The sequence below is a fragment of the Mycolicibacterium parafortuitum genome (genome assembly GCF_010725485.1).
GTDB lineage: Bacteria > Actinomycetota > Actinomycetes > Mycobacteriales > Mycobacteriaceae > Mycobacterium.
In genome coordinates, this window is sequence record NZ_AP022598.1 from 5,459,725 (window position 1) to 5,486,460 (window position 26,736).

Annotated in this window: 24 protein-coding genes; 10 read left to right on the forward strand and 14 right to left on the reverse strand. The window is 68.1% G+C overall.

The window, feature by feature from the left end; translation table 11 throughout:
- Window positions 1-75: 75 nt before the first annotated feature.
- Complete coding sequence (locus NTM_RS25790; RefSeq protein ID WP_163768941.1) at window positions 76-2,289, reverse strand: molybdopterin-containing oxidoreductase family protein; 2,214 nt, start codon at window positions 2,287-2,289, stop codon at window positions 76-78.
- A gap of 46 nt (window positions 2,290-2,335) precedes the next feature.
- Between NTM_RS25790 and NTM_RS25795 the strand changes: the two genes are divergently transcribed.
- Window positions 2,336-2,710 carry an NYN domain-containing protein gene (locus tag NTM_RS25795; protein WP_163768943.1) on the forward strand — a complete coding sequence of 125 codons (375 nt, stop codon included), beginning with the start codon at window positions 2,336-2,338 and terminating at the stop codon, window positions 2,708-2,710.
- Here NTM_RS25795 and NTM_RS25800 read toward each other — a convergent pair whose 3' ends face one another.
- Window positions 2,711-3,937 (reverse strand): cytochrome P450, encoded by a 1,227-nt coding sequence (locus NTM_RS25800; RefSeq protein WP_104863820.1) that lies wholly within the window; start codon window positions 3,935-3,937, stop codon window positions 2,711-2,713.
- Window positions 3,938-4,026: 89 nt separating this feature from the next.
- On the opposite strand from NTM_RS25800, the gene NTM_RS25805 reads away from it, so the two are divergent.
- Window positions 4,027-4,836 (forward strand): thioesterase family protein, encoded by an 810-nt coding sequence (locus NTM_RS25805; RefSeq protein WP_104863819.1) that lies wholly within the window; start codon window positions 4,027-4,029, stop codon window positions 4,834-4,836.
- Between the two features lie 19 nt (window positions 4,837-4,855).
- Complete coding sequence (locus tag NTM_RS25810; RefSeq protein ID WP_163768945.1) at window positions 4,856-6,001, forward strand: thiolase family protein; 1,146 nt, start codon at window positions 4,856-4,858, stop codon at window positions 5,999-6,001.
- A 58-nt stretch (window positions 6,002-6,059) separates the two neighbouring features.
- Here the strand turns inward: NTM_RS25810 and NTM_RS25815 are convergent, their stop codons facing one another.
- From NTM_RS25815 to NTM_RS25855, 9 genes are all read right to left on the reverse strand, one after another.
- On the reverse strand, window positions 6,060-7,229 hold the full coding sequence (locus NTM_RS25815; RefSeq protein ID WP_163768947.1) for an acyl-CoA dehydrogenase family protein: 1,170 nt from the start codon (window positions 7,227-7,229) through the stop codon (window positions 6,060-6,062).
- A 3-nt stretch (window positions 7,230-7,232) separates the two neighbouring features.
- Window positions 7,233-8,270 (reverse strand): acyl-CoA dehydrogenase family protein, encoded by a 1,038-nt coding sequence (locus NTM_RS25820; protein ID WP_104863816.1) that lies wholly within the window; start codon window positions 8,268-8,270, stop codon window positions 7,233-7,235.
- 2 nt (window positions 8,271-8,272) lie between these two features.
- Window positions 8,273-9,043: an amidohydrolase family protein gene (locus tag NTM_RS25825; RefSeq protein WP_232079975.1), complete on the reverse strand. Its 771-nt coding sequence runs from the start codon at window positions 9,041-9,043 to the stop codon at window positions 8,273-8,275.
- A 74-nt stretch (window positions 9,044-9,117) separates the two neighbouring features.
- Window positions 9,118-10,743, reverse strand: a complete 1,626-nt coding sequence (locus NTM_RS25830; protein WP_104863814.1) for an acyl-CoA synthetase — start codon at window positions 10,741-10,743, stop codon at window positions 9,118-9,120.
- Window positions 10,744-10,748: 5 nt separating this feature from the next.
- Window positions 10,749-11,984: an amidohydrolase family protein gene (locus NTM_RS25835; protein WP_104863813.1), complete on the reverse strand. Its 1,236-nt coding sequence runs from the start codon at window positions 11,982-11,984 to the stop codon at window positions 10,749-10,751.
- Window positions 11,981-12,826, reverse strand: coding sequence for an enoyl-CoA hydratase (locus tag NTM_RS25840; RefSeq protein ID WP_104863812.1), 846 nt, complete (start codon window positions 12,824-12,826; stop codon window positions 11,981-11,983). Before NTM_RS25840 ends, NTM_RS25835 begins: the two co-directional genes overlap by 4 nt.
- A 76-nt stretch (window positions 12,827-12,902) precedes the next feature.
- Window positions 12,903-13,910 (reverse strand): dihydrodipicolinate synthase family protein, encoded by a 1,008-nt coding sequence (locus NTM_RS25845; RefSeq protein ID WP_104863811.1) that lies wholly within the window; start codon window positions 13,908-13,910, stop codon window positions 12,903-12,905.
- Window positions 13,911-13,942: 32 nt separating this feature from the next.
- Window positions 13,943-14,740 (reverse strand): SDR family NAD(P)-dependent oxidoreductase, encoded by a 798-nt coding sequence (locus NTM_RS25850; protein ID WP_104863810.1) that lies wholly within the window; start codon window positions 14,738-14,740, stop codon window positions 13,943-13,945.
- 18 nt (window positions 14,741-14,758) lie between these two features.
- Entirely contained in the window at window positions 14,759-15,520 is a 762-nt protein-coding gene (locus NTM_RS25855) for a crotonase/enoyl-CoA hydratase family protein (RefSeq protein WP_104863809.1), read from the reverse strand.
- A 253-nt stretch (window positions 15,521-15,773) separates the two neighbouring features.
- Between NTM_RS25855 and NTM_RS25860 the strand changes: the two genes are divergently transcribed.
- Entirely contained in the window at window positions 15,774-16,511 is a 738-nt protein-coding gene (locus NTM_RS25860) for a TetR/AcrR family transcriptional regulator (protein ID WP_104863911.1), read from the forward strand.
- 81 nt (window positions 16,512-16,592) lie between these two features.
- Here NTM_RS25860 and NTM_RS25865 read toward each other — a convergent pair whose 3' ends face one another.
- The 3 genes from NTM_RS25865 to NTM_RS25875 all read right to left on the reverse strand — a co-directional run bounded on the left by NTM_RS25865 (window position 16,593) and on the right by NTM_RS25875 (window position 19,471).
- Window positions 16,593-17,768 (reverse strand): thiolase family protein, encoded by a 1,176-nt coding sequence (locus NTM_RS25865; protein ID WP_163768951.1) that lies wholly within the window; start codon window positions 17,766-17,768, stop codon window positions 16,593-16,595.
- A 78-nt stretch (window positions 17,769-17,846) separates the two neighbouring features.
- Window positions 17,847-18,734 carry an enoyl-CoA hydratase/isomerase family protein gene (locus tag NTM_RS25870; RefSeq protein ID WP_163768953.1) on the reverse strand — a complete coding sequence of 296 codons (888 nt, stop codon included), beginning with the start codon at window positions 18,732-18,734 and terminating at the stop codon, window positions 17,847-17,849.
- Window positions 18,735-18,745: 11 nt separating this feature from the next.
- The gene (locus tag NTM_RS25875) at window positions 18,746-19,471 is read right to left on the reverse strand and encodes a FadR/GntR family transcriptional regulator (RefSeq protein ID WP_179964003.1); all 726 of its coding nucleotides are present in this window, start codon (window positions 19,469-19,471) and stop codon (window positions 18,746-18,748) included.
- Between the two features lie 162 nt (window positions 19,472-19,633).
- Here NTM_RS25875 and NTM_RS25880 point away from each other — a divergent pair, with 162 nt between their 5' ends.
- Genes NTM_RS25880 through NTM_RS25905 form a run of 6 tightly spaced genes read left to right on the forward strand, consistent with a single transcriptional unit; the run spans window position 19,634 to window position 26,566 of the window.
- Window positions 19,634-20,455, forward strand: a complete 822-nt coding sequence (locus NTM_RS25880; RefSeq protein ID WP_163768955.1) for an enoyl-CoA hydratase/isomerase family protein — start codon at window positions 19,634-19,636, stop codon at window positions 20,453-20,455.
- Between the two features lie 14 nt (window positions 20,456-20,469).
- Window positions 20,470-21,282 (forward strand): enoyl-CoA hydratase/isomerase family protein, encoded by an 813-nt coding sequence (locus NTM_RS25885; RefSeq protein WP_163768957.1) that lies wholly within the window; start codon window positions 20,470-20,472, stop codon window positions 21,280-21,282.
- Between the two features lie 8 nt (window positions 21,283-21,290).
- The gene (locus NTM_RS25890; RefSeq protein ID WP_163768959.1) at window positions 21,291-22,073 is read left to right on the forward strand and encodes an enoyl-CoA hydratase/isomerase family protein; all 783 of its coding nucleotides are present in this window, start codon (window positions 21,291-21,293) and stop codon (window positions 22,071-22,073) included.
- The gene (locus tag NTM_RS25895) at window positions 22,070-23,515 is read left to right on the forward strand and encodes a class I adenylate-forming enzyme family protein (RefSeq protein WP_179964004.1); all 1,446 of its coding nucleotides are present in this window, start codon (window positions 22,070-22,072) and stop codon (window positions 23,513-23,515) included. Before NTM_RS25890 ends, NTM_RS25895 begins: the two co-directional genes overlap by 4 nt.
- On the forward strand, window positions 23,512-25,065 hold the full coding sequence (locus NTM_RS25900; protein WP_163768962.1) for a class I adenylate-forming enzyme family protein: 1,554 nt from the start codon (window positions 23,512-23,514) through the stop codon (window positions 25,063-25,065). Before NTM_RS25895 ends, NTM_RS25900 begins: the two co-directional genes overlap by 4 nt.
- Window positions 25,058-26,566 (forward strand): class I adenylate-forming enzyme family protein, encoded by a 1,509-nt coding sequence (locus NTM_RS25905; protein WP_163768964.1) that lies wholly within the window; start codon window positions 25,058-25,060, stop codon window positions 26,564-26,566. Before NTM_RS25900 ends, NTM_RS25905 begins: the two co-directional genes overlap by 8 nt.
- The last annotated feature ends 170 nt before the right edge of the window (window positions 26,567-26,736 follow it).

Below are 26,736 nucleotides of genomic sequence, written 5' to 3' on the forward strand. Positions count from 1 at the left end.
TTTTCCGCCGAAATGGCATTCCGGCAGCAGAAGTTCGAGTGGACCTCTGCTGGAATGCAATTTCGGCGGCCGTCCCTAGACGGGTTCGACGCGCACCGGCACCCCCGTCAGCCAGGCCATACCTGCCAGCGATTCGACGTCGTCGGGGTCGCTTGAGGTCAGCCGGTTGACGTTGGCGCCGCCGGCCTGGTTGGCCAGCCGCCATCCGCCGGTTCCCTTGTGCCCCCAGCCGTGCGGTACCGCGATCACCCCCGGCATGATGTCCTTGGTCAGCGTCACCGGCACCGTGATGCTGCCGTGGGGCGAGCTGACGCACACCTCGCTGCCGTCGGCGATCTGCAACTCGGCCGCATCGTCGGCGTTCATCAACCCGTGGTGTCCGCGGTGTCCGCGCATCAGCAGCGCAGAATTGTGCATCCAGGAGTTCTCCGAACGAGGTTCGCGCATCCCGATCATCCGCAGCGGATACGAGTCCGGCGCCTCAGCGCGCAGCAGCGAAGTGATCTCGTCCGCGATATCGCTGTGCTGCAACCGGATCCGGCCCCCCAGATAGGCGATCGCGGACTTCAGCGTGCCGACCGCCAGATGCGGCGACAGCACCTTCCCGTGCGGGAGGTCGCGGGCGAGTCGGCGGTGACTCAGGCCGCCGCGACGCAGCCCGAACCAGTCCCCGCCAGCACCGGTGCGGATGACCATGTCGGCGAACATCCGCGGTGTGAACGCAACCCCGAAGCGGCGCATCGCTTTTCCGGCCGCCGTCAAACCGGAGAACACCCGCGACTGCCCCGCCATCCGGGTGATCAGCTCGCCGATGATCTCCCATTCCTGACGTGCCTGTCCGACGGGCGCGATCACCGCGTCGGTGACCTGGCGGAACGGGGTGGCCTGGAACTGCTGGAAGACCAACGCGAAATCGTCGCGCTCGTACATCGTCGTCACCGGCAGCACGTAGTCGCAATGCGCGGTCGTCTCGGTCAGGTAGAAGTCGAGCCCCACCGCCAGGTCGGTGGAATCGAGCGCCTCCTCCAGTTCGTCACCGTTGGGCACCGACAGGACCGGGTTGCCCGCGCTGACGAACATCGCCCGGATCTGACGCTGCCCCGGTGTGGTCATCTCCTTGGCCATCAGCGCGGCCGGTTCGGAGCCGATGATCGCGCGGAAGCCGCCGATGCGTGACCGGGTGCGCTCATAGGTGCGCCGCAGCGCCGCGCCCATCCCGATGTTCACCAGCCGTTGCGCGGGCATCCCCATCCCGACGATGACCGAACCGCCCGGTGTGTCCAGGTTTCCGGCGACCAGGTTAACGACGTCGATCAGATACGACGTCAGGGTCCCGTAGCGCCCGACGCAGGTGCCGAGGCGGCCGTAGACCGCCGCGCGCGGCGTCGTGGCCAGATCGCGGGCCAGCGCCCGCGCCGTGTCCGGGTCCACGCCGGTGTAGGACTGGGTCACCTCCGGGGGGAACGGCGCGACCTGGGTACGCAGCCAGCCCGCTCCGTCGGCGACTGCGTCGATCTCGCGGGTGTGCGCAAGGCCTTCGTCGAACATCACCTGCAACAGCGACAGCAGCAACAGCGCATCGGTGTCGGGGACGATGCCGCACCACTCGAACTGCGCGGCGGTCTCGGTCTTGCGCGGATCGATCACGACCACCCGGCCGCCGCGCTTGACGATGTCGTGCATACGGTCCTTGATGCGCGGCGCGGTCAGGAAACTGCCGTGTGACACCACGGGATTGGCGCCCATCATCACCAGCAGGTCGGTGCGGGTCAGGTCCGGGATCGGCACCGACGTCGGCGTGCCGTAGAGCAGCTGGCTGGCCATCAACCGGCAGTTGGTGTCCTGCGAGGACGCGGTGAAGAAATGCGTGCCGGGCCCGATGCCCTTGATGAACGCCATGATCGCCATCACGTGGGCGTAGCTGAACGCTCCCGGGTTGCCCATGTACCAGCCGACCGCGCCGGGGCCGTGTGTGCGCACCACCCGCGCGAGCCGGTCGGCGATGTCGCTCATCGCGTCGTCCCAGCTGACGGGTTCGAACCCGTCGGCGGTGCGCCGCAGCGGTGTGGTGACGCGGTCGGGGTCGTTGACCACCTCGCTGAACGCGATGCCCTTCTGGCATGCGAACCCGGCGGACAGCGGATGGTCCTTGTCCGGACGCAGCGCGACCAGCCTGCCGTCCTCGACGGTGGCGATCATGCCGCAGAGCGGTTCGCAGATACGGCAGAACGTCACCTTGTGTTCGACCCGAGCGTGTTCGATCCCAGTGTGTTCGATACGAGTCACCATGGCGGGGCCGCCTTTCTCATGGCACTAGTTCGCTAGTCTGCGGCGCGTGCGCTGGATTGTCGATGGGATGAACGTGATCGGCTGCCGGCCCGACGGCTGGTGGCGGGACCGGCATGCCGCGATGACGATGCTGGTGCGCGGCCTGGAGCGCTGGGCGATGGCCGAGGAAGCCGACGTCACCGTCGTTTTCGAACGCCCGCCGGCCCCGCCGATCACCTCGGCGGTGATCACCGTCGCCCACGCTGCCGCGCCGGCGCCGAATTCCGCGGACGACGAGATCGTCAGGCTGATCGCCTCCGACCCGCATCCCGAGCAGATCGTGGTCGCGACCTCGGATCGCGCGCTCGCCGAGCGTGCCCGCTCGGCACACGCGACGGTGTGCGCAGCCGAGCGGCTGCGGGAGCTGATCGACCCACGCTGATCACGTCAGGATCCGCACCGGGACATGGGACCAGCCGGCGACGTTCTGCATGCTGACCTTCTGGCAGCCGTCCCAGTGGACCTCGTAGCGCGGCATCACGTCCAGTAACCGCTCCAGCGCGATCTTGGCCTCCATCCGCGCCAACGCGGCGCCGAGGCAACTGTGGATGCCGTACCCGAACGCCAGGTTCTGCGCCTCGGTCCGGTCCCTGGTGATGTCGAAGACGTCCGGGGCGGTCCACGCGTCGGGGTCCCGGTTGGCCGAGGCGCCCAGCAGGAACACCGGCGCCCCCGCCGGAATCGTGACGCCGTGCAACGTCACGTCGGTGTTGGAGCGGCGGACGTTGTACTGCACCGGGGCGTCGTAGCGAAGCAACTCCTCGATCGCGACGGGAACCATGCCGCGATCGTCGAGCAGCTGTTGCCACTGTTCGGGATGGCGGGCGAACGTGACCGCGGCGCTGCCGATCAGCTTGGTCACCGTCTCGGCGCCGGCCCCGCCGAGCAACGTGGCGAACCCGGCGATCTCGGCGTCGTCCAGCGTGCTCGTCGACCCGTCGTCGCGGTCCACCTCGGCGGCGATCAGCGCGCTGATCATGTCGTCGCGGGGATCGGCGCGACGCTGTTTGATCAGCTCGTAGTACATCAGCCAGATCTCGGTCATCGCCTGCATACCGGATTCCGACATCTCGATCTGCCCGGGTTCACGGTGCAGCGACTCGTCGATCCAGAGCCGCACCTGCTGGCGGAATTCGGCCGGCACGCCGAGCATCTTGGTGATCACGTCGACCGGGAAGTACACCGAAAAGTCCTGAACCACATCAAACTCGGTGCCGCCGCCGAGTGCGTCGGCCAGGAAGCCATCGATGGTCTCGGTGATCATCGCCTGCAACGCGCCGATCGCGCGCGGGGTGAACACCTTGTTGACCAGGCTGCGCATCACCCGGTGCTCGGGCGGGTCGATCGAGATGATCATCTTGGCCGGCACCGGTTTACCGCGCCGCACCATCGCAAGGTCGACACCGTAGGCCGATGAATAGGTCGCGAAATCCTTGAGCCCGGCGGCGACATCGGCATGCCTGCTCAGCGCATAGAACTCATAGTCGGAGTTGTAGTACACCGGCGCCTCGGCGCGCAGCCGGGGATAGAACGCGTGCGGGTCGGCGTAGAAGTCCGCCGAGAACGGATCGAAGTGCACCTCGGCGACCGACTGCCCCGCGACATCCATTCTCACTCCTGTAAGGCATCCGGTTGTGCTTTCGATAAGAGTCACCATATCCTGCTGATGGCCACCCGCGGCACAAGACAGGACGGGACGTGACGGACTCCTACTACGAACTCGTCGACGCCGGCGATCCCCGTGGGGAGAGGTTCGCGCCGTCGGACCACGTCATCAGCACCTGGGGCGCGTCGATGCAGAACGCCGCACCCGTCTCGGCGCTGCTGGTCCGCGCGATCGAGCGCTGCGCCCCGCGCGAGGACACCCGCATCAGCCGGGTCGTGGTCGACCTTCTCGGACCGGTACCGATGACCGACCAGCTGTGGGTGCGCGCCCGCGTGGACCGGCCCGGGCGGCAGATCGAGCTGCTCGGCGCCGAGATGACCGCACCAGGACCGGACGGGACGCCCCGGATCGTCGCGACCGCGTCGGCGTGGCGGTTCCAGCGAGTCCACACCGCGGCCCTGCCCGACACCCCGGTGGAGCCGCTGCGGCCCGTCACCGAGGGCACCCGCCGGATGCCCGACGACGGCGCCGAGCGCACCTACATCCAGAGCCTGGACTGGCTGTGGCTCAACGACATCCTGCACAGCGTGCAGGCCGAGTGCTGGGCCACCCCGCTGGTCGACCTGGTCGTCGGCGAGCAGATGACGCCCGCACAGCGGTTGTTCGCGGTCGCCGATATCGCCAACGGGATGGGCAGCCGGCTCGATCCGGCCGACTTCACATTCCTCAACACCGATCTGGCCGTGCACATCCAGCGGCTGCCCGAGGGCGACTGGATCGGGGTCCGCTCGGAAAGCCACTACGGCGCCGACGGTGTCGGGGTGTCGCGTGGGACGTTGTTCGACGAGGACGGACCGGTGGCCGCGATCCAGCAGGCTCAGCTGGTCCGTCCGCGCCGGTGACCGTGGAAAGGGACTGAACATGCACGATGTGGCGATCATCGGGGTGGGGATCCACCCGTTCGGGCGCTTCGAGGGCAAGACCGCGATGCAGATGGGCGTCGACGCGATCATTGCCGCGGTCGCCGATGCCGGGGTGTCGTGGAACGACATCCAGTTCGGCGTCGGCGGCAGCTGGACGGTCGCCAACCCGGACGCGATCGTCGGCATGGTCGGGCTGTCCGGGATCCCGTTCACCAACGTGTTCAACGCGTGCGCGACGGCGGCCAGCGCCACCAAGGCGTGTGCGGACGGAATCCGGTTGGGCGACTACGACATCGGTATCGCCGTCGGCCTGGACAAGCATCCGCGCGGTGCGTTCACCGAGGACCCCGGCCTGGTCGGGATGCCGAGCTGGTACGCCGAGAACGGGCAGTACCTGACCACCCAGTTCTTCGGCATGAAGGCCAACCGCTATCTGTACAACCACGGTATCGACCACCGCACGCTGGCCAAGGTCGTCAACAAGAACCTGCGCAACGGGGCGCTGAACCCGAACGCGTTCCGTCGCAAGCCGATGGACGAGGACGCGATCATGAACTCGCCGATGCTCAACTACCCGTTGACGCAGTACATGTTCTGCTCCCCCGACGAGGGCGCGGCCGCGGTGGTGATGTGCCGGGCCGACATCGCGCACCGGTACACGAACAAGCCGGTGTACGTCCGCGCCGTCGAGGTCCGCACCCGCCGCTACGGTGCCTACGAGGTGAACACGACGTTCGCCCCGGTCGACGAGGACGTCGCGCCGACGGTGTACGCGTCACGGGCGGCGTTCGAGAAGGCCGGTATCGACCCCTCGGACGTCGACGTGATCCAGTTGCAGGACACCGACGCCGGCGCCGAGATCATCCACATGGCCGAGGCCGGATTCTGCGCCGACGGCGAGCAGGAGAAGCTGATCGCCGACGGCGCGACCGAGATCGGCGGGTCGATGCCGGTCAACACCGACGGTGGCCTGTTGGCCAACGGGGAACCGATCGGCGCGTCCGGGCTGCGCCAGCTGCACGAGATCGTGCTGCAGCTGCGCGGTCAGGCCGGCGACCGGCAGATCCCCGGCGAGCCGAAGGTGGGCTTCGCCCAGCTCTACGGCGCCCCCGGCACCGCGGGCGCGACGATCGTCACCACCTGATCACTCCCGAATTCGGCGCGCTTTGCGACGTCTGACGTCGCAAAGCGCGCCCGATTCGCTAGTATTTCGGCTTGCCGAGGCCCAGCACGTACTGGGCGATCATGTTGCGGAACACCTCGAGGGTGCCGCCGTAGATGCCGACCAGCGGCGCGAACCGGTAGACGTATTCCGCTGCCCCGTCGTCGGCGGCTCCGTCGGTGCCGACCGGCAGCGCCGAGGCCGTCCCCAGGATGTCCATCAGGTCGGGCGAGATGTCGCGCATGGTCTGGGCGAGCGCGACGCGGCCGAAGATGCTCGGCGCCGACAGCGAGGCCTCCAGCCGGGCGACGCTGCGGCCCAACCGGTACGCGACGGCACCGTCGTCGATCAGCCTGCGGCCGTTGGGATCCGGGACGGTCGATTTGTCGGCGGCCGTGTCGACGGCCTTGGCCATGAACATCGCCTGGTGCATCATGATCGATACGTCGGCCAGTCCGTCGTCGGCGGCTTCGACGTCGCCGTGCTCGGCGTTGAGCGGTTCGCGCACCACCGTCCAGCCGCCGTTGACCTCGCCGAGCCGGTAGCGGTCGTCGATGCGGACGTCGCTGTAGTAGACGATGTTGGTGCGGTCGCCGTCGACGGTGCGGATGCCCTGGATCTCGATGCCCGGGGTGTCGAGCGGAACCAGGAACATGGTCAGGCTCTTGTGTTTCGGCGCGCTCGGATCGGTGTTGGTGATCAAGAAGACGTACTGGCAGTTGTGCGCGCCGGTGGTGAACATCTTGGAGCCATTGATCACCCATTGGTCGCCGTCTCGTACCGCGCGGGTCTTGCAGGTCGCGACGTCGGAGCCGCCCTCGGGTTCGGTGTAGCCGAGGCACAACCGGACATGCCCGCTGTAGACCCGCGGCAACACTTCGGCCTTCAGCTCCGGTGAGCCGAACTTCTCCACCGACTTGGTGATCATCGCGGTGGTGCCCGAGGTCACCCACGGCACGTGGGAGCGACGCTTCTCCAGCTCCCAGATCCTCCGCTCCACCCGCGAGAACGGGCGTTCGGTCTGTGGATTCCAGTCCCGGTCCAGATAGCCCGCCGCGCCGAGCGCAAGGTGCACGCCCTCGTCGAAGTTGTCGCCGGTCTCGCGGTCGCGCCGGATCACGTCCTCGGTGACGATCTCGCTCAGGAACGTCCGGACCTCGTCCTGGAACTTCTGCTCCTCGTCGGACAGTTCGACCCGTGAGAAATCCATTGTCTAGCTCCGCCCTTCGCGGTCGGCAACGATCCCGGCGATGTAGGTGGCCGTCACTCCGGGATCTCCGCCGGCGATCGCCCACCCGCGGGCGCGGACCAGGTACGCGGTGGCGGCGGCCTCCGCAGACACCCCGAGGCCGCCCTGGATGTGGACGGCCATGGTCGCGGCCTTGGCCGCCTCCTCGGCCATGAACACGAACGCCGAGGGCGCGAGCTCGCGGCGCTCGTCGGGTTCGTTGTCGGCGAACCATGCCGCGCGCCGGGCCAGGTTGCGGCCGCCCTGCACGACGATCGCGATGTTGGCCAGCGGATGCGAGATAGCCTGCAGCGTCGAGATCGGCACGCCGAGGGTGTAGCGGGTTTTCGAGAACTCGGCCGCGATCGTCATGGTCTCCTCGACCAGCCCGACCAGCGCCGCAGCGGTCAACAGCCGCCATTCATCGAGCGCCCGTTGATATTCCACGATCGCCGTGGGGCCCTCGGCCAGCACGGTGCGGTTGTCTGCGGCACCCGGATCCACCCACGCCATCGGCAGCTTGCCGATGTTGTCGACGCGGGCCGGTCGTGACGCGAAGCTCAGCGCCACGATCTGGTCGCCGTCGCGTACCAGCAACTGGTCGGCGATCGACCCTGCCGGAATCAGCCGCACGCCGGTGCTGTCGAGTGCCGGGTCCAGCGCGACCAGCTGCTTGCCGTTCACGATGTCGGGGTCGACGGAGCCGAGGCGGGCCAACAGCCGCGCGGCCACCACGTGGTCGATCCACGGGACCGGCGCCAGCGAGCGCCCGATCTCCTCGGCGACCAGGGTCAGGTCGACCAGCGTGGCCCCGTCGCCACCGACCGATTCGGGCAGTGCCATCGTCGTCGCGCCCATGGCGCACAGACGTTCCCACAGATGCTTGTCGAACCCGGACTCCTCGGCAGCGCGCACCGTCTCGATGGTGCAGCGGGTCGAGAAGAAATCCTTGTACGCGGCTTGGAGCGCCTGGTGATCCTCGGACAGGCTGTAGTCCAGCCTGCGCAGTTCGTACCGGTCCACGGTCAGATCTCCTGTTCGTCCGTGCCGAAGAAGAAGTCGTTGGCGTTGTAGTAGAGGTAGTTGTCGAGGACGTCGGGCGGCAGGTCGAGCGCGAGCGCCTCGGGGACGACGCGGCTCTGCCGCAGCACGGGCCAGTCGGAGGCGAAGATCACCTTGTTCTTGCCGCGGGTACGCATGAAGTGGAGCAGGCTGTCCGGCAGGCGCTTCGGCGACCACGCCGAGGTCATGATGCGCAGGTTCGCGTACTTGATCAGCAACCGGATCGCTACGTCCCACCAGGGGTCTGCGCCGTGGATCATGCACAGCTTCAACTCGGGGAAGCGCACGCACACCCGGTCGAGGTGGATCGGGTTCTGTACCTCACCGGGGATCGGCGGGCCTGGCAGGCCGGTGTTGACGCACAGCGGCAGGCCGAGTTCGGCGCATTTGGTGTAGAGCGGGTAGTACACCGCGTCGCTCGGCGGGTACATCCCGTCGCCCCAGAAGCTCGGTCCGACAGCGGCATACACGACCGGCAGGTCAGCGACGACCGCACTCAGCTCACGCAGGGACGGCATCGGGCGCAGCAGGTTGACCCCGCCGATGGCCAGCGCGAATTTGTCCGGCCGCTCCTCGACGAATTTGCGGGCGGTCACCGACGGTTTGACGAGATTGTCCATCAGGATGGCCTTCTCGACGCCGTGCTCGGCCATCTCGTCGAGCAGCTCCGGCAGCTCGACCTGGTCGTACAGCGACTTCGGGCCCTTGAAGTAGTCGTCGCGGACCTTGAGCATGAACTCGGGCTGCTTGGCCGTCTCACCGAAGTGCACGTTTACCAGCGCATCAATGACACGGTTCGCTCTCTGGGTCACGGCTGGCCCGCCAGCGTGTCCTGCTGCGCCACCTGGCTTCTCGCCCATCGATAGTCGGCCTTTCCGTTACCCAACCGGCGCACCCGCTCGACGAAGAGGAACTCCTTGGGCGCCTTGTAGCGGGCCAGCGCCGCGTGGCAGGCCTGCCGCAGCGCCTCGGGGTCGACGTCGCTGTCCGGTTGCCTCTGGATCAGCGCGACGATCTCCTGGCCCCAGCGTTCGCTGTCGCGGCCGATCACCAGCGCGTCGGCCACACCGGGGTGGGCGCGCAGCACTTCCTCGACCTCTTCGACGAACACCTTCTCCCCGCCGGTGTTGATCACCAGCGAGTCGCGGCCGTACAGCCGGATGGTGCCGTCGGCCTCCAGCGACGCCCGGTCCCCGGAGATCACCACCCGCCGGCCGTCGACCACCGGGAACGTACGCGCGGTCGCGTCGGCATCGTCGAAGTAACCCAACGGAATCCGGCCCTCGCGCGCGACCCAGCCGATCTCGTCCTCGCCGGGTTCAAGGAACCGGGTGCGGTCTTCGGACAGCAGCACCACCCCGTCGCGCCGTTCGAAGGTGTCCTTGCGGTCGTCACGCAGGCTGCGGCCGAACGCCATGTTCCCGGTCTCCGAGGAGCCGTAGCCGTTGATCAGCGTGATGTGCGGGAGCAGCTCCAACAGCGCGTCCTGGTGGCGCTGGTTGGTCGCCGCACCACCGGTGCCGATCGCGAACAGCGACGACAGATCGTAGGGGCGGCTGCGCAGTTCGGCGATCAACGGCCGGGCGTAGGCATCACCGACCATCGTCATCAGGCCGACCTTCTCGCGTTCGGCGGTCTTCAGCACCGTGGCGGCATCGAGTGTCGGCTTGTCGTACAGGATCACGGTCTGGCCGTTGAGCAGCGCAGCGAACGCGGTCCACATTCCTGCGGCGTGCATCAGCGGCGACACCGCGAACCACGGCGGCCCGGCGTGCGCCACCTTGGCGTGGATCTCGTCGGCGGAGTCGTGGTCTGCGCCGTTCATCGACACCACATAGGTATCGGACTGACGCCACATCACACCTTTGGGCCGGCCGGTGGTGCCGCCGGTGCAGATCATCATCACGTCGTCGGGCGACGGTGCGATGGGCTGATCGACGTCGCCGGTGGCCAGTGCGTCGTCGAGGCTGATCGCCCCGGTCAGCTCCGGTGCATCGCTGCCGTCGTCGATCGAGATCACCACGTCAACCCCGGCGCGGGGCAGTACGTCGGCGAACTTCGCGCCGAGCGAGCGGTGCACGATCACCGCGCGCGGGCGCAGGTACGCGAGCAGTTCGTCGACCTCGCGCGGCGTGTAGTTGAAGTTCACGTTCACCGGCACCGCACGCGCCTTCAGCGCACCGATCACCATGTCCGGGTACAGGTCGTTGTGCATGATCAGCGCGACCCGGTCCTGCCCGCACTGCCACCCCTCGAGGCAGTCACGCTCCTGATGGGCCCCGATTCCGTTGGCGCTCAGGAAGTTTGCCAGCCGGCGGGTGCGGTCGGCGGTCTCGGCGTACGTGCTACGCCGCTGTCCGCAGACCGTCATCAGCCGGTCCGGTATCGCCTCGGCGATGGCGTCGACGACACCGCCGATGGTCCATTCCCCCATTTCGGTCAGGCCGCCCCAGAGGCACCGACGAGGGTGAGGGCGTTGTCGCGCATGACCATCCGGGTGTCCTCGTAGCTGAACTCCGGGAACTGCGGGATGTCGGCGGTGAACGACGTCGGATCGGCCAGCCCCTCACCGTGCGGCCAGTCAGAGCCGAACAGGATCTTGTCCACACCGATGGTCTCGGCGAGCAGCTTCACGTCGTCCTCGTAGTACGGCGCGATCCACACGTTGGTGCGCAGCTGCTCGACCGGATCCACCTTGTAGTGGTAGGGCGCGTTGTTGGCGGACTTCTTCAGCCGCTTGATCAGCCGGTACACGAAATAGGACCCGTTCTCGATGCTGGCGACCTTGAGATTCGGGTGTCGGGTGAAGACCTGGTGCACGATCATCGACGCGATGGTGTCGTGGATGGCGCGGTCGTCCATGATCACCATGTCGAGCGGATCGCGCTTGCCGAAACCCTTGAACACCGCGCTGCCGCCCCACAGCGCGGGAATCGCCATATAGCCCGAGTCGGACAGATGGAACACCACCGGGACACCGGCCTCGGCCAACCGCGCCCACACCGGGTCGTGCACCGGGTCACCCAGGGATCGGGGCCGGACCTCGCCGGGCACCGGGGCGGGCCGCACGCACACGATCTTGGCGCCCCTGCTCAGGACGAACTCGACCTCCTCGACGGCCTTCTCGACATCGGCCAGCGAGATGATCGGCGCGGCCAGGATCCGCCCGTCGGGACGGTTGAATCCCCAGTCCTCGTCGAGCCACAGGTTGAACGCGTGCACCGAGGCCATCGTCGCCGGGACGTCGTGTTTGAGGCCCTCCTCCACGCCGCAGGCGAACGTCGGCAGCATGAACACCGTCTCCAGGTTCTGCTTGTCGAGGATCGTCACCCGGGCGTCGCGATTCTGGTATTCGGGATGGTCGGCCAGCCGGTCGACCTTCATCAGCGAGGCGGGGTCCACCCCCTCGGGGATCTCCCCGCGGAACAGCAGATCCAGGCAGCCGGGCTCGATGATCGGGTCGAACGTCGGGTTCGGGATGAAGTGGTTGATCACCCCGCCGAACACCGCGTAGGTGCGCTTGCCGTCGGTGAGCATCTGCACGCCGCGGCTGCGGAACTCCTTGGGCAGGTGCCGGGTGAACGCGTCGATCGGCTCGTAGTAGTGGTTGTCGACGTCGATCGCGCGGTAGTCCAGGCGCTGGGGCGCGATGCGCTCCTCGTGCTGGATCGTCATGGCGTCTCCTCCTGAGTGCTCAATGGCGGAAAGCTGGGCGGGCGCTTTTCGAAGAAGGCGGTGATGCCCTCGATGAAATCGGGCCGCAGCATCGACTCGTGCATCAGTGTCTCCGCCTCGGCGCTGGCCTCGGGCACGTTTCGCAAAGCATCCCGGTAGATCTGTTGTTTGATCACCGCCAGCGAGCTCGGTGCGCAGTTGCGGGCCATGTCCTCGGCGTAGGCCAGGGTGTGCGCCATCAGCTCGTCGGGGGCGACGACGTCGTTGACCAGGCCGAGCGTCTTGGCCTCCTCGGCGTAGAACGTGCGCCCCGACAGCAGAAGATCGTGCGCGGCACCCCAACCGACGATGCGCGGCAGGATCCAGGAGATGCCGTACTCGGCGATCAGGCCGCGGCGGGCGAACGCGGTGGTGAACTTGGCACCGGCGGCGGCGAACCGGACGTCGCACATCAGCGCGTGCGTCAGCCCGATGCCGGCACAAGCCCCGTTGACCGCGGCGATCAACGGCTTACGCAGCTGGGTCAGGAAGTGCGGATGACGTTCGCCGACGAGCTCGGTCACGTCGGTGTCACCGGAGTCCGAGGCTCCGCTGATCGAGTCGAGATCGCCCATATCCGCCCCGGCGCAGAACGCGCGGCCGTTGCCGGTCAACACGATCACGCGGACGTCCGGGTCGGCCTCGGCGCGGTCGATCGACCTGTAGAAGGCCTGAGCCAGACCGCCGCCCCACGCGTTCATCCGGTCGGGCCGGTTGAGCGTCACCACCGCGACGCCGCTGTCGCGCACGTCGAACAGGACCGGCTCGGCAGAGCGATCGACGGTGTGGTCGACAGCGCTCACCGGCGAACCTCCTCACCTTCATGGATGCCCATACTGTACACCTATCGGTAGCGTCTTTCGCAATGCCGCGGAGCCGCTATCCGCCGATCAGCCCGAGGTTGGTGTAGGCGGCGCGAATCTGCTTCTGCGCCAACTCAGGAAGCTCCGCCTGCGGTGGTCGCGAGTGTGGATGGGAACCGATCGGCAGACCCAGTACCGACGCCGCGAACTTGAACGCGCCGCCCCAGTGCGTGAAGTAGTCCACACGGCCGGGATAGCAGGTGAACCAGGACCCCATGTCGAGGTCGAACTGATCCAGGCCGGACTCGCGCGCGTAGTCCATCGCCGCGATCAAATCCCCTGCCACGATCAGGTCCCAGTACTCGGAATAGATTGGCCGCTGCGGGGTTTCGAACAGGTAGCCCGCGGTGCCGAGCTGGGCCGCGCACACGATACCCTCGCGCAGCCAGCCCGCGCGGTAGACGGTCTTGTCGCATTCCCACAGCACCAGCTCCGGTGCGAGCTGGTGCAGCATGCGACTGGCGGCCGGCCGGAACGCACCCTCCTTGGTCGCGCACACCGCCGGGATCTCTTCGTAGATGCGGGCGCCCTCCGCCGGGCTCAGCACGTATCCCGAGGACGGCGAGTTGAACATGCCGAGGGCGATGTCGGTGCGTTCGGCGATGTAGCGGAAGAACCGCAGTACGCCTTCGCCCCCGTGCGTCTCCATCATCGGCGTCTGGATGTAGACGATGTCGGCGCCCGCCTGTTGCGCGTGCCGGGTGAGTTCGAGGCAGTCCTTCGCCGATGTCGCGCCCGTGCAGGCCTGGATCACGACGTCTGGGTTGACCGCGCGGCCTTCCTCGATCGCGATCTCCAGCAGTCGTTTTCGCTCGTCGAGGGTCAGCGCCCAGAACTCCGCGATGCCGCTGGTGCACCACAGCAGCGGGTGGCCCAGATCGCCGACGCAGTAGCGCACCAGCGTCCGGTAGGCGTCCCAGTCGATGTCGTCACCGTCGGCCCCGGTGAACGGTGTGTAGAGCGAATCGCCGATACCGCGCAGGGCGACACGCGCCCAGTCCCGGGCTTCCGCAGCTGTCGCCATTCCGCTCCCCTTCTCGTGGGTCAGGTGAAGGCTTAAGTGAAATCCGAACCGCCGTCGACGTTGATGTTGGCGCCGGTCATATAGGAGTTGCGCCGCGACGCCAGGAACGCGACGACGGGGCCGATCTCGGTGGGCAACCCGGCACGCGGCAGGTGCGCGGGATGGCCGAAGTGCTCGTCGATCGCGGCCATCAGCGCATACGGGTCACTGCCGTCGACACCGACCGAATCCGCCCACCCGACAAGGGCTTCCGAGGCGATGCTGCCGGGTGACACGACGTTGACCATGATCTCGTCGTCGGCAAGCAGCAACGAGAGGTTCTTCGAGATGCTGGTGACCATCGCCTTGGCCGCGGTGTAGGCGGGCAGGATCACGCTCTGGCGTTGGGTGGAGTGCGCGGAGAAGTTCACGATGCGGGCCCATTCCGCGGCGCGCAGCAGCGGCAGTGCGGCGCGCACGCAGTGCACCATCCCCATCGCACCGTCGTCGACGGCCCGGCGCCAGTCGGCGTCGCTGAGCTCGTCGAAGGTGCCGCGCACGGTCGGGCCGACCGCGTTGACGAGGATGTTGAGCTGCCCGCCCCAGCGCTGTGCGATCTCGGCGAACGCCTGCTGCACGGCGGCGTCGTCGGCGCAGTCGGCGACCAGACCCACTGCGTCCGGGCTGCCGCGGCCGCGCAGCTGCGCGGCCGCGTCCTCGAGCACCTCCTGGGTCCGGCCGATGACCGCCACCCTCGCGCCGTCGTCGGCGAAGCAGTGCGCGGCCGCCAGCCCCATCCCGCGGCCACCGCCGACCACGACCGCGGTGGCGTCACGCAGACCCAGGTCCATCGCGTCCGATTCCCCGGGTCAGGACCCCGTCCAGTTCGGCTTGCGCTTCTCGGCGAACGCCGTCGCGCCCTCCATCGCGTCCTTCGACGAGAACACCGGAAACGCGATCTCGCCCTGCTTCTTCCACATCTCGGCCTCGGTCCAGTCCGCCGACTTCGCGATGATCTCCTTCGTGGCCGCGACCGCCAGCGGGCCGTTGGCGGTGATGCGCTCGGCCAGTGCCAGCGCACCGTCGAGCGCGCCGCCCGGTTCGGTCAGCACGTTGACGAAACCCCACGCCGAGGCTTCCTCGGCGGTGAAGCTGTCGCCGGTCAACGCGAGCTCAAGGGCCTTCTGGTACGGGATCTTCTTCTGCAGCCGCAGTAGGCCGCCGCCGGCGGCGACCAGGCCGCGCTTGACCTCGGGGATGCCGAACTTCGCGTCCTTGGCGGCCACGATCAGGTCGGTGGCCAGCACGATCTCGGTGCCACCCGCCAGCGCGTACCCCTCGACCGCGGCGATCAGCGGCTTGCGGGGCGGGCGTTCGGTGAACCCGATGCCGCGACCCTCGATGGCCGGGACCTCACCGGCCATGAACGCCTTGAGGTCCATCCCGGCACAGAAGTTGCCACCCGCGCCGGTGATGATTCCCACCGACAAATCCGGGGTGTCGTCGAGTTGATCCATCGCGTCGGCCAGCCCCTGGGCCACCGCGAGGTTGAAGGCGTTGCGCGCCTCGGGACGGTTGATGGTGATGATCAGCACCCGGTCTCGGCGCTCTACCAGAACCTCGTCAGACACTTGTCGCCCTTGACCTTTCGTGTGGGATATCGCCGAGCAGTGCTGGAAAAGCTTACTATAGGACTTACAGTAAAACGATGAAACAACCGTGACGACGGCCCACCGCAACCCAGGCGGTAAGGTCGCGCTCACGGCGATACTCCGACACCGCTGCAAAGACGCAGTTCAGAGTATGCGCCGTCGATACATTCAGGACCACGAATCCGTCTCGGCGGGCAGCGTGGACACCGTCGAGATGATGGAGGTGCCTCCAGTGGCAAAGCAGGCGACCGCGGAGAAGCGTCAGCGCCGGGAACGCGGTTCCATCAACCCCGATGACATCATCAAGGGCGCGTTCGAACTCGCCGAACAGGTCGGCATCGACAACCTGAGCATGCCGCTGCTGGGCAAGCATCTCGGCGTCGGCGTCACGAGCATCTACTGGTACTTCCGCAAGAAGGACGATCTGCTCAACGCGATGACCGACCGGGCCTTGCGCCAGTACGCGTTCGCGACCCCGTACGTGGAGGCCGAGGACTGGCGCGAGACGCTGGCCAACCACGCGCGCACGATGCGGAATACGTTCAACGGCAATCCGATCCTGTGCGACCTGATCCTGATCCGATCCGCGCTGAGCCCTCGTGCGGCCAAGGTCGGCGTCAAGGAGGTCGAGAAGGCGATCAGCAGCCTCGTCGAGGCAGGGCTGTCCCCCGAGGACGCGTTCGACACCTACTCGGCGATGTCGGTGCACGTCCGCGGATCAGTGGTGCTGCAGCGATTGCGCGAGAAGAACCTCGCCGGTGAGGACGGCCACGGCGATATCGACGACACGATGGCGTTCGACCCCGAGACCGCCCCGCTGCTGGCGGCGGTGACGCAGCAGGGCCATCACCTGAGCGCGTCCGACGACCGCAACTTCGAGTTCGGGCTGGACTGCATCCTGGAGAACGCCGCCCGGCTGATCGAACAGAACAAGAAGTCCGGCCGCAAGACCACCGCGCGCAAACGCTAGACCCCCGCTCCGCCGAAATTGCATTCCAGCAGCAGAAGTTCGAGTAGGTCACTGCTGGAACGCAATTTCGGCGAGATGGTTCTAGACCTCGATGACGACGCCGCCGCCCTGACCGCCACCCGCGCACATCGCGGCGACACCGATGCCGCCGCCACGACGCTGCAGTTCGTAGATCAGGGTGGTGATCATCCGGGCGCCGGACGCCGCGATCGGATGACCGAGGCTGCAGCCACTGCCGGAGAAGTTGACCAGTTCCTCATCGATGCCGTACTCACGCACCGCGGCGATCGGCACCGACGCGAACGCCTCGTTGATCTCCCAGAGCGTCACATCGGACGGCTTGAGGCCGGCCTTGTCCAGCACCCGGCCGATGACCTTGACACCACCGAGACCGGTGTCGCGCGGGGCGACGCCGACCGCACCCCAGGCGCGGACCTTGGCCATCACCGTGAGGTTGTTCGCCGCGGCGTAGTCGGCCTCCACCAGGGCCACACCGGCTGCGGCGTCATTGGTGCCGCTGCTGTTGCCCGCGGTGATCGAGAAGCCCTCGATCTCCGGGTGCAACACCTTCAGGCCGGCGAGCTTCTCGACGGTGGTGTCGCGGCGCGGGTGCTCGTCGACGCTGAAGTCGATCACCGAACCGTCGAACTGCTCGACCTTCAGCGGCACGATCTCGTCGAGGAACTTGCCCGCATCCTGGGCGGCCACGGCGCGCTGGTGGGAGCGGGCGGCCCAGGCGTCCATGTCCTCGCGGGTGATGCCGGCGGCCTGCGCGGTATTCCAGCCGACGGTGATGGACATGTCCTTGGTCGGGGCGTCCGGCGTCTCGACGTGGGTGGGCGGCATCCAGCGTTCCTCGAACTTCAGCTCGGGACCGGGGATGCGCCAGTTGGTCAGCGGCGTCATCGACAGCGACTGCACGCCGCCCGCGATCAGCACGCGCTCCATGCCGGAGCCGATCTGCGCCGCGGCGTTGCCGATCGCGGTCAGGCTGCCCGCGCAGTGCCGGTTCACCGACTGTCCGGGAACATGCTGCAGGCCCGCGGCATCGGCGGCATAGCGCGCGAGATCGCCGCCGCCGTAATGGGATTCGGCGAAAATGATGTCGTCGATGTCGGCAGGGTCGACGCCGGAGCGGCGGACGACCTCGGGCAGCACCGTGGTGATCAGCGTCTCGGGCGGGGTGTTGACCAGTGTGCCCTTGAACGAGCGGCCGATGGCCGTCCTGGCAGCACCGACGATGACGGGTGTAGGCATGCTCTCGACCTCGGTTTCTCGACAGACGAACGTTACAAAACTAACAGATAATGTAGCGCCGACCGCAAGTGACCCGAGTCACTCCGGCTCCGGCACGAAGAAATGCTCGTCACGCAGCCGGAACGCCTCCTTGGTGCCGTGCTGGGCGCGGGTCTTCACGAAGTTGAACTCGCCGTCGGCGAACTGCAGGTTCGTGCCGTACGCATGGAACAGATAGCTCGCCACCTCCTCGCCCTGGTACGCCTGGCTCTGCTCGACGAGCCGGAACGCCTCCTTGGCGATCACCACGCCGTCGGCGGGCATCTTGGCCGCCTTCTCGGCCCAATACCGGGCGCGCGCGGTGACCTTCCCCGGCTCGCAGGTCTCGGTGAACACGCCGAGGTGCTCGACCTCGCCGGCCCTGATGATGTCCCCGGTGAGCAGCAGCCGGCGGGCCTGCACCGGACCGAGCCGGTGGAAGAACATGTGCAGGCTGCCCAGCGCGGGGCCCAGGAACCGGGTGGCGGGCATCCCGATGCGGGTGTCGCGGGCGATCACCGAGATGTCGGTCATCAGCGCCATCTCGAAACCGCCGCCGAGCGCGTACCCGCTGATCTCGCCGACGGTGACCTTCGGGAAGCCCATCAGGTTGTGATAGAAGCCGAACGACTTGCGGTCCACGGTGAGCCGGCGCCGCTGACTGGGACGGGATTTCGCGGGTCTCTTCTCGTCGCCCTTACCCTCACCGCCATACCAGCCGTAGGCGTTGTTCATGTCCGCCCCGGTGCTGAACACGCCGTCGGCGCCGCGCAGCAACACCACGGTGATGTCGTCATCCTCGGCGACCTCGTCGAGGTAGCGGCCCATCAGGTTGCGCATCGACGCGTCATAGGAGTTGCGCTGCTTGGGGTTGTTCAGCGTGATGGTGGCAATGCGCTTGTCGCGGTCGACCTCGAACAACACGCGGTCGTCGGCGGTGGTGGTCATGGGTGAGCCTTTCAGGTCGAGATCAGTTTGGCGTCAATGGTTTTGTCCGACCCGGCGGCGAGTGTGTTGCGGCGAGCGGCGGCCAAGTGATCCTGGGCAAGTCGCACGGCCTTGGCCGAGTTCCCGTCGGCGATCGCCTCGAGCAGTCGGTGGTGGTCACGCAGGGCCGCGCGCATCGTCGTAGGCCTCATCGGGTCCTCGGGGTGGAATTCGTCGCTCCAGACCGCGGATTCGTGCGCCGACCAGATCACCTCGAGCGAACCGATCAGCAGGATCATCGGCTCGTTGCCGCAGCGGGAGACGATGGCCTCGTGGAACCGGCGGGCGTTCGGGACGTACCGCGACGGGGTGTCGAACTGCTCGGCCTGCGCGTCGATCGCCTCCCGCAGGTACGGAAGTACCTCGGTTGCGCGGTCCTCGCGGGCCGCGCACATGCCCGCGCAGATCGGCTCCAGATGCAGCAGTGCCTCGCTGACGTCTCCCGGGGTCGCCGCGCGCGTCTGCAGCACCATGCCGATCATCTGCGCGGTGCGTTCGGCCGACGGCAGATGCACCACCGCGCCTCCGACGTTGCCGCGCCGCACCGAGATCAGGCCGTCGGACTCCAGGATGTGGATCGCCTCGCGCACCGCGGGTGGGCTGACGCCGAACTCGGCGAACAGCGCCTCCTGCGACGGTAGTACGTCGCCCTCTTTGAGTCGCCCGGTCAGGATGTCCTCGCGCAGCCGAGACGCCACGAGGTCGGCGACCCGGGGCTGGCGTATACGCGGTGGCGGCGATTGAGACGACACGTGTTCCGTCGACGGCCTTTCCTTGCTAACTTGTACAGGATAGTAATCGTAGTACCAACTGTATGGCTATCTGTATAGCCCTCTGCCGGCCCGGGAGGACGGTGTCCTGTGCGCGATGACGCGGACGCAGGCGCGGTGCGGCTGACCACAGACGACTCCGTGCTGCGCATCACGCTGGACCGTCCTGGTCGGCGTAATTCATTGAGCCACAGCATGATCGATGAGCTTGTCGCTACGCTGACCCGGGCCGCCTCCGACGACTCGCTGCGCGCGGTGCTGCTCACCGGCGCTGGTCGCGACTTCTGCTCGGGCGCCGACTGGGTCGCCACCAACAGTGCCGCCGGCAACAGCGGAGACCGCAAGCCACGTCCCGGCAATCTGATCCGCCGCGTGCCGCATCAGGCCAACCGGCTCGTCGAACTGATCACCACCATCCACGTTCCGGTGGTGTGCGCCGTGCAGGGCTGGGCGGTCGGGTTGGGCTGCAACCTCGCACTGGCCGCGGACTTCACCGTCGCGGCCTCGGACGCGAACCTGTGGGAACCGTTCATCGACCGCGGCTTCAGCCCCGACTCGGGCGCGACCTGGCTGCTGCCGCGACTCGCCGGGGTGGCCCGGGCCAAACGGATGCTGCTGCTCGGGGAAAAGGTCAGCGGCACCGAGGCCGCCGACTGGGGGCTGATCCACCAGGCCGTCGCGGCCGACGAGATCACCGCCGCGGCCGACGATCTCGCGCGCAGGCTGGCCGCGGGACCGACCGTGGCGATCGGGCTGGCCAAGCAGGCCGTGAACTTCGGGCTGACCGCCACGCTGCCGCAGTCGATGGCCCACGAGCTCGCCGATCTGGAACTGGCCTGCCGCACCGCTGATTTCAAGGAAGGCCTGGCGGCGTTCCGCGCCCGCCGGGCACCGGACTTCCACGGCAGATAGACGAAAGAAGGCACGTGAGTTCCCACCGTTACGACACCATCGGCTATGACGTCGACGGCCACACGGCGACGATCACGCTGAATCGGCCGGACGCGCTCAACGCGCTGTCCCCGCACATGATCAACGAGCTGCGGGCCGCCTACGACGAGGCCGAGAACGACGACGACATCTGGCTGATGATCGTCACCGGCACCGGCCGGGCGTTCTGCACGGGGGCCGACGTCAAGGAGATTCCCGACGACGGCAAGGTGATCTACGAACGCCCCTACCTGTCCACCTACGACCAGTGGGAGGCGCCCCAGGAGGGCACTCCCCCGTTCCGGCGGATGGCCAAACCCGTGCTCGCGGCGATCAACGGCATCTGCTGCGGCGCCGGGCTGGACTGGGTGACCACCGGGGACATCGTGATCGCCTCCGACAAGGCGACGTTCTTCGACCCCCACGTCAGCATCGGGCTGGTCGCCGCGCGCGAGATGGTGCGGCTGGCCCGGGTGCTGCCCCGCACGGTGGCGCTGCGGATGGCATTGACCGGCAAACACGAACGGATGAGCGCCGAGCGCGCCTACGAACTCGGCATGGTCACCGAAGTGGTTCCCCACGACACACTGCTGGAACGCGCCCACCAGATCGCCGACATCGTGAACTCCAATGCGCCGCTGGCGGTCCGCGGCACCCGGCTGGCCATCCACAAGACACTCGATCTGCCACTGCTGGAAGGCGAGATCCTGGCCGAGACATTTCGCGAGCGCGTGGTGCGCACCGAGGACGCGCAGGAGGGCCCGCGGGCGTTCGTCGAGAAGCGCAAGCCGAACTGGCAGTGCCGCTGAGGATGTCGATGACCGCAACCGAAACCATCCTGCTCGATCTCGACCACGACGTCCGGGTCGCGACCATCACGCTGAACCGCCCGGAGTCACTGAACTCGTTCAATCGCACAATGTGCCATGAAATGCGCGACGCCTGGCACACCATCAAGGACGACGAGGGCATCAACGCCGTCGTGCTGCGGGCCGCCGGCGAACGGGCCTTCTCGGCCGGACTGGACGTGAAATCCCGCTACGGCCAGCCCGACATCGTGTGGAACCACGAGGATCCCGGTGAGCTGCTGAGCCCGAAGTGGCAGAAGATGTGGAAGCCGGTGGTGTGCGCGGTCCAGGGCATGTGCACCGCGGGTGCGCTGTACTTCGTCAACGAGTCCGACGTCGTGATCTGCTCCGAAGGGGCGACGTTCTTCGACTCCCACGTCAGCGCCGGTCTGGTCAGCGCGCTCGAACCCATCGGCCTGATGCGCCGGGTCGGCCTCGGCGACACACTGCGGATGGCGTTGATGGGCAACGACGAACGCGTCGGTGCCCAGACCGCGCTGCGCATCGGCCTGGTCACCGAGGTCGTCCCCGAGAGCGCGCTGTGGGACCGCGCCCACGAGATCGCCGTGACGATCGCGAAGAAGCCGCCGACCGCCACCCAGGGCACGGTCAAGGCGATCTGGGAATCCCTCGACAAGCCCTACCGCGCCGCGATGGACCAGGGGCTGATCTACACCCGGCTGGGCAACCCCATCGCGACCGACGAACTCGCCGAACGCCCCGTGCCGAAGACGGCGCCGAGGATCCGATGATGCACCCGCTGTCGCGGCGGATCACCGACGTGCTGGCACTGGAGACGTCGGCGCGGGCGATCCAGTTCGACGGACAGTGGAGCAGCTGGGGGCAGGTCGGCACGCTGGCGCACCGGATCCGCGACCAGGTCGGCACCGCCTCCGCGGGAATGATGTTGCGCAACACACCGACCCACGTCGCCGCACTGCTCGGTGTGCTGGCCGGCGGCGGCACCGTGGTGGTGATCAACCCGTCCCGCGGCGACGACCGCACCCGCGCCGACATCGCGGCGCTCGGGGTACCGATCCTGATCGGAGCGACCGACGATCTGGCGGCGCTGGCGCCGCAGACCTCGGCGACCACGGTGGCACTCGGCGGCCTCGACGACGCGCCGCACGTCAACGCCGGCACCGCCGCCGCGCGCGAGGACCGGTCCGGTGTCGCGGTGCGGATGCTCACCAGCGGCACCACCGGCCCACCCAAGCGGGTCGACCTGAGCTACGAGATGCTGGCCCGCAGCGTGATGGGCCGCGACCCCGCCTCGTCGCCGCCACCCACCGAGCTCCGGCGCGGCGTGGCCATCGTGAACTCCCCGCTGGTGCACGTCGGTGGCGTGTTCCGAATCCTGTTGTGCCTGGCCGAGGCCCGCCCGTTCGTGCTGCTGCCGAAGTTCGATCTCGGGCGGTGGTCCGACGCAGTGCGCGAGCACCGGCCGAGCGCGGTGTCCCTGGTGCCCGCGGCACTGCGCATGGTGCTGCACTCCGACCTGACCCGCGAAGACCTGACCGGCATCAAGGTGGTCACGTCCGGCACCGCGCCGCTGTCCGCCGATGACGCCGACGCGTTCACCGAGAAGTTCGGCATCCCGGTGCTCACCTCATACGCGGCCACCGAATTCGGCGGCGGTGTGGCGAGCTGGACGCTGGCCGACCACCAGCAGTTCTGGCACCAGAAGCGCGGCAGCGTCGGACGGGCCAACCCCGGAGCCCGGCTGCGGGTGGTCGACGACCACCGCGAACCCGTTCCACCCGGCCAGGCCGGCCTGCTGGAGGTGATCCCCGCCCAACTCGCCGAAACCGGCCAATGGATGCAGACCACCGACCTCGCACGCATCGACGAGGACGGGTTTCTGTGGATCCTCGGACGCGCCGATCAGGCGATCATCCGCGGCGGGTTCAAGGTGATGCCCGACGACGTGAAGTCGGCGCTGGAATCTCATGCCGCCGTGGCCGGCGCGGCCGTGGTCGGGGTGCCGGATCCGCGCCTCGGCGAGACCCCGGCGGCGCTGGTCGAACTGCGCCCCGGCGATTCCGCGACGCCGCAGGAGCTGATGGACTACCTGCAGACCCGGCTGGCGCGGTATGAGGTCCCGACCGCACTGGTGCTCACCGACGCGATCCCCCGCACCCCGTCGGGCAAGCCTGACCTCACCGCCGTGCGGTCACACTTCGCGCAACGATGAGCACCGCGCCGGTCACCGTCGCCGACGTGCTGCGCGCGCAACGCCGGTACGCCGACAAGCCGCTGCTGATCTGTGACGACGAGCGGCTCACCTACGCCGACGCGGATTCCCGGTCCGCGGCGCTGGCCGCACACCTGGTCACCCTCGGGGTCGGCAAGGGCAGCCACGTCGGGTTGCTGTATCCGAACGGGGCGCAGTTCGTCGTCGCAGCGCTCGCCGCGGCCCGCATCGGCGCGGTGGTCGTACCGTTCTCGACGTTCAGCACCGCCGCGGAGCTACGCAGACAGTTGGTCGACAGCGACGTCGGCGTGCTGCTCGCGGCCCGCACCTACCGCACCCACGACTATGTCGCGGCCCTCGGCGACGCGGTCGGTGCACCGGTGCCGGACGGACCGCTGTGGTCCACCGAGGTTCCGGTGTTGCGCCGCATCGTGTTCGACCTTGTGGTCGATCCCGCACCCGGAGCCGGAGACGTGAAAGCCCTGGAAGACGACGTCGACGGATCCGACGTCCTCGCGATCATCTACACCTCGGGCTCGACCAGCGACCCGAAGGGTGTCGTGCATACGCACGCGTCGTTGTTGGCACACCAGCGCAACCTCAACGAGATCCGTGGGCTCACCGAGGACGACAGGCTGTTCTGCAATTCGCCGTTCTTCTGGATCGGCGGGTTCGCGTTCGGGTTGCTGGCCACCCTCGTCGCCGGCGCGACGCTGATCTGCTCGAACGCGACCGACGCCGGACAGACCCTCGACCTGCTCGAAGCCGAGAAACCCACGGTCACCAACGGATTCGTCGCCGGCATCGCGCACCTGACCCGCCACCCGAGCTTCACCACCCGTGACCTGTCCTCGATGCGCCGCGGCAACCTGTACCCGATCATGGCCCCCGACGCGCGGCCCGACGACCCGGAGCTGCGGCACAACATGCTCGGCATGACGGAGGCGGGCAGCGTCGTGCTGCTGTCCGGCGACGAATCCGATCAGCCCGAATCCCGCCGCGGCTCCTACGGATTTCTGGCGCCCGGCTTCGACGCTCGGATCGTCGACCCGGATACCGGGCGCGACACCGTTGGCGCTGTCGGCGAACTGCTGCTGCGCGGACCACATCTGCTGCAGGGCTACTACGGCCGACCCCGCGAGGATTGCTTCGACGCCGACGGCTGGTTCCACACCGGCGACCTCGTGCGCCGCGACGACGACGAGGTCTTCTACTTCGTCGGCCGGGCCGGTTCGATGATCAAGACCGCGGGCGCCAACGTCGCACCCGCCGAGGTCGAGAAGGCGCTCACCGCGGCACTGGCGGTCGTCGACCCGAACGTGGCGGTGCACGTCGTCGGCCTGCCCGATCCCGAACGCGGGCAGATCGTCGCCGCCGTCATCGCGACCGACAGCGTGATCGACCAGACCGCCGTCACGGCGGCGCTGCGGGACACGCTGTCGTCCTACAAGATTCCCCGGCGCGTGCTGACGGTGCGCCCCACCGACGTGCCGACCATGTCCAGTGGCAAGCTCGACCTTCCCGCGCTGCGCAGGCTGTTCGATGACTGACACGATCGACGCGCTGCTGCGCGCGCAGGCCGCGGCCCACCACGCCAAGGATGCGGTGATCGACCCCGGCGGCCGTATCAGTTACCGCGAACTCGACTCGGCCACAGCAGAACTCGGTGCCGCCCTCATCGCGGTCGGCATCGGCAAGGGCACCAGGGTCGGACTGCTGATGCCCAACGGTGTGCGGTGGGCGCGCACCGCACTGGCGTTGATGCGCATCGGCGCGGTGCTCGTCCCGCTGAGCACGCTGCTGACCCCGCGCGAGCTCGATGCGCAGCTGCGTACCGCGTCGGTGCAGTACCTGATCGCGGTCGAAGAGTTCCGCGGGCACCGCTACCTCGACCGCTTGTCCGCGGATCTTCCCGCGCTGCGTGCGGTGTGGACACCCGACCAGACAAACGCGCTCCCGCCCGGCCCGGCAGCGGTGGCGGACGCGATGGCCCGCGGCGTCAGACCTGCCGACCCGATGGCCATCCTGTTCACCTCGGGAAGCAGCGGCCCGCCCAAGGGTGTCCGGCATTCGCACGGCAACGCGATCGGTGCCGTCCGTGCCGGCCTGGCCGAGCGCTGCATCGACGCCCAGACCCGCCTGTACCTGCCGATGCCGTTGTTCTGGGTCGGCGGGTTCGGCGGCGGGCTGCTCTCGGCGCTGGTGGCCGGCGCGACCCTGATCACCGAGGCTGTCCCCCAACCCGCGTCGACGCTGCGGCTGCTGGCCGACGAGCGGGTGACGCTGTTCCGGGGCTGGCCCGACCAGGCGGTGGCGCTGGCCCGACACCTGCCCGGCTCCGGCGTACAGCTCGAGCTGCGCCCCGGCAGCCTGGAAGCCCTGCTCCCCCGCGATCTGCGGTCCACCCCCGGCGCCCGGGCGAACCTGTTCGGGATGACCGAGTCGTTCGGCCCGTACTGCGGCTACCGCGCCGACACCGATATGCCCGCCACCGCATGGGGAAGCTGCGGCCGACCGTTCGACGGGGTGCAGGTGCGCATCACCGACCCTGACACCGGCACCGCGCTGCCTGCGGACTCGATCGGGATGATCGAGATCCGCGGCCGCACCGTCATGCAGGGCATCTGCGGGCGCGCTCGCGAGGACGTCTTCACCGCCGACGGCTACTACCGCACAGGTGATCTCGGCCGTTTGGACGCCGACGGGTTCCTGTTCTCGCACGGCCGCGCCGACGACATGTTCAAGGTGCGCGGCGCGACCGTCTACCCGTCGGAGGTCGAGGAGGCGCTGCGAAGCCTCGACGGGGTGCGCGCGGCGTTTGTGACGAATCTGCCCGGCCCCGAAGGTGATCGCGTCGCGGCCGCGGTGGTGTGCGATGCGTCGATCACCGCCGACCGGCTGCACCGGGCCGCCCGCGAGGTGCTCAGCAGCTTCAAGGTGCCTTCGGGGTGGGTGCTCGTCGAGGACGAGGACAAGATCCCGCGCGGTCCGACGGGTAAGGTGGACGCGGTCCGGCTGCGGGAACTTCTCGAGTGCGGTTGCGGCGGCTAGTACTGATACGCGCCGCGAAAACCGCTGCGGCGCATCAGCTGAACCTCCTCGTGAGCTGTGTTGACAGACCTGCGGAACGGGCGTGTACTGGACTTCGAAGATCACGAGGTCACACAATGATTGTCCATGACGCCAGTGCCGATGTTGATGCCTCGGCTCGTGCGAGCGCG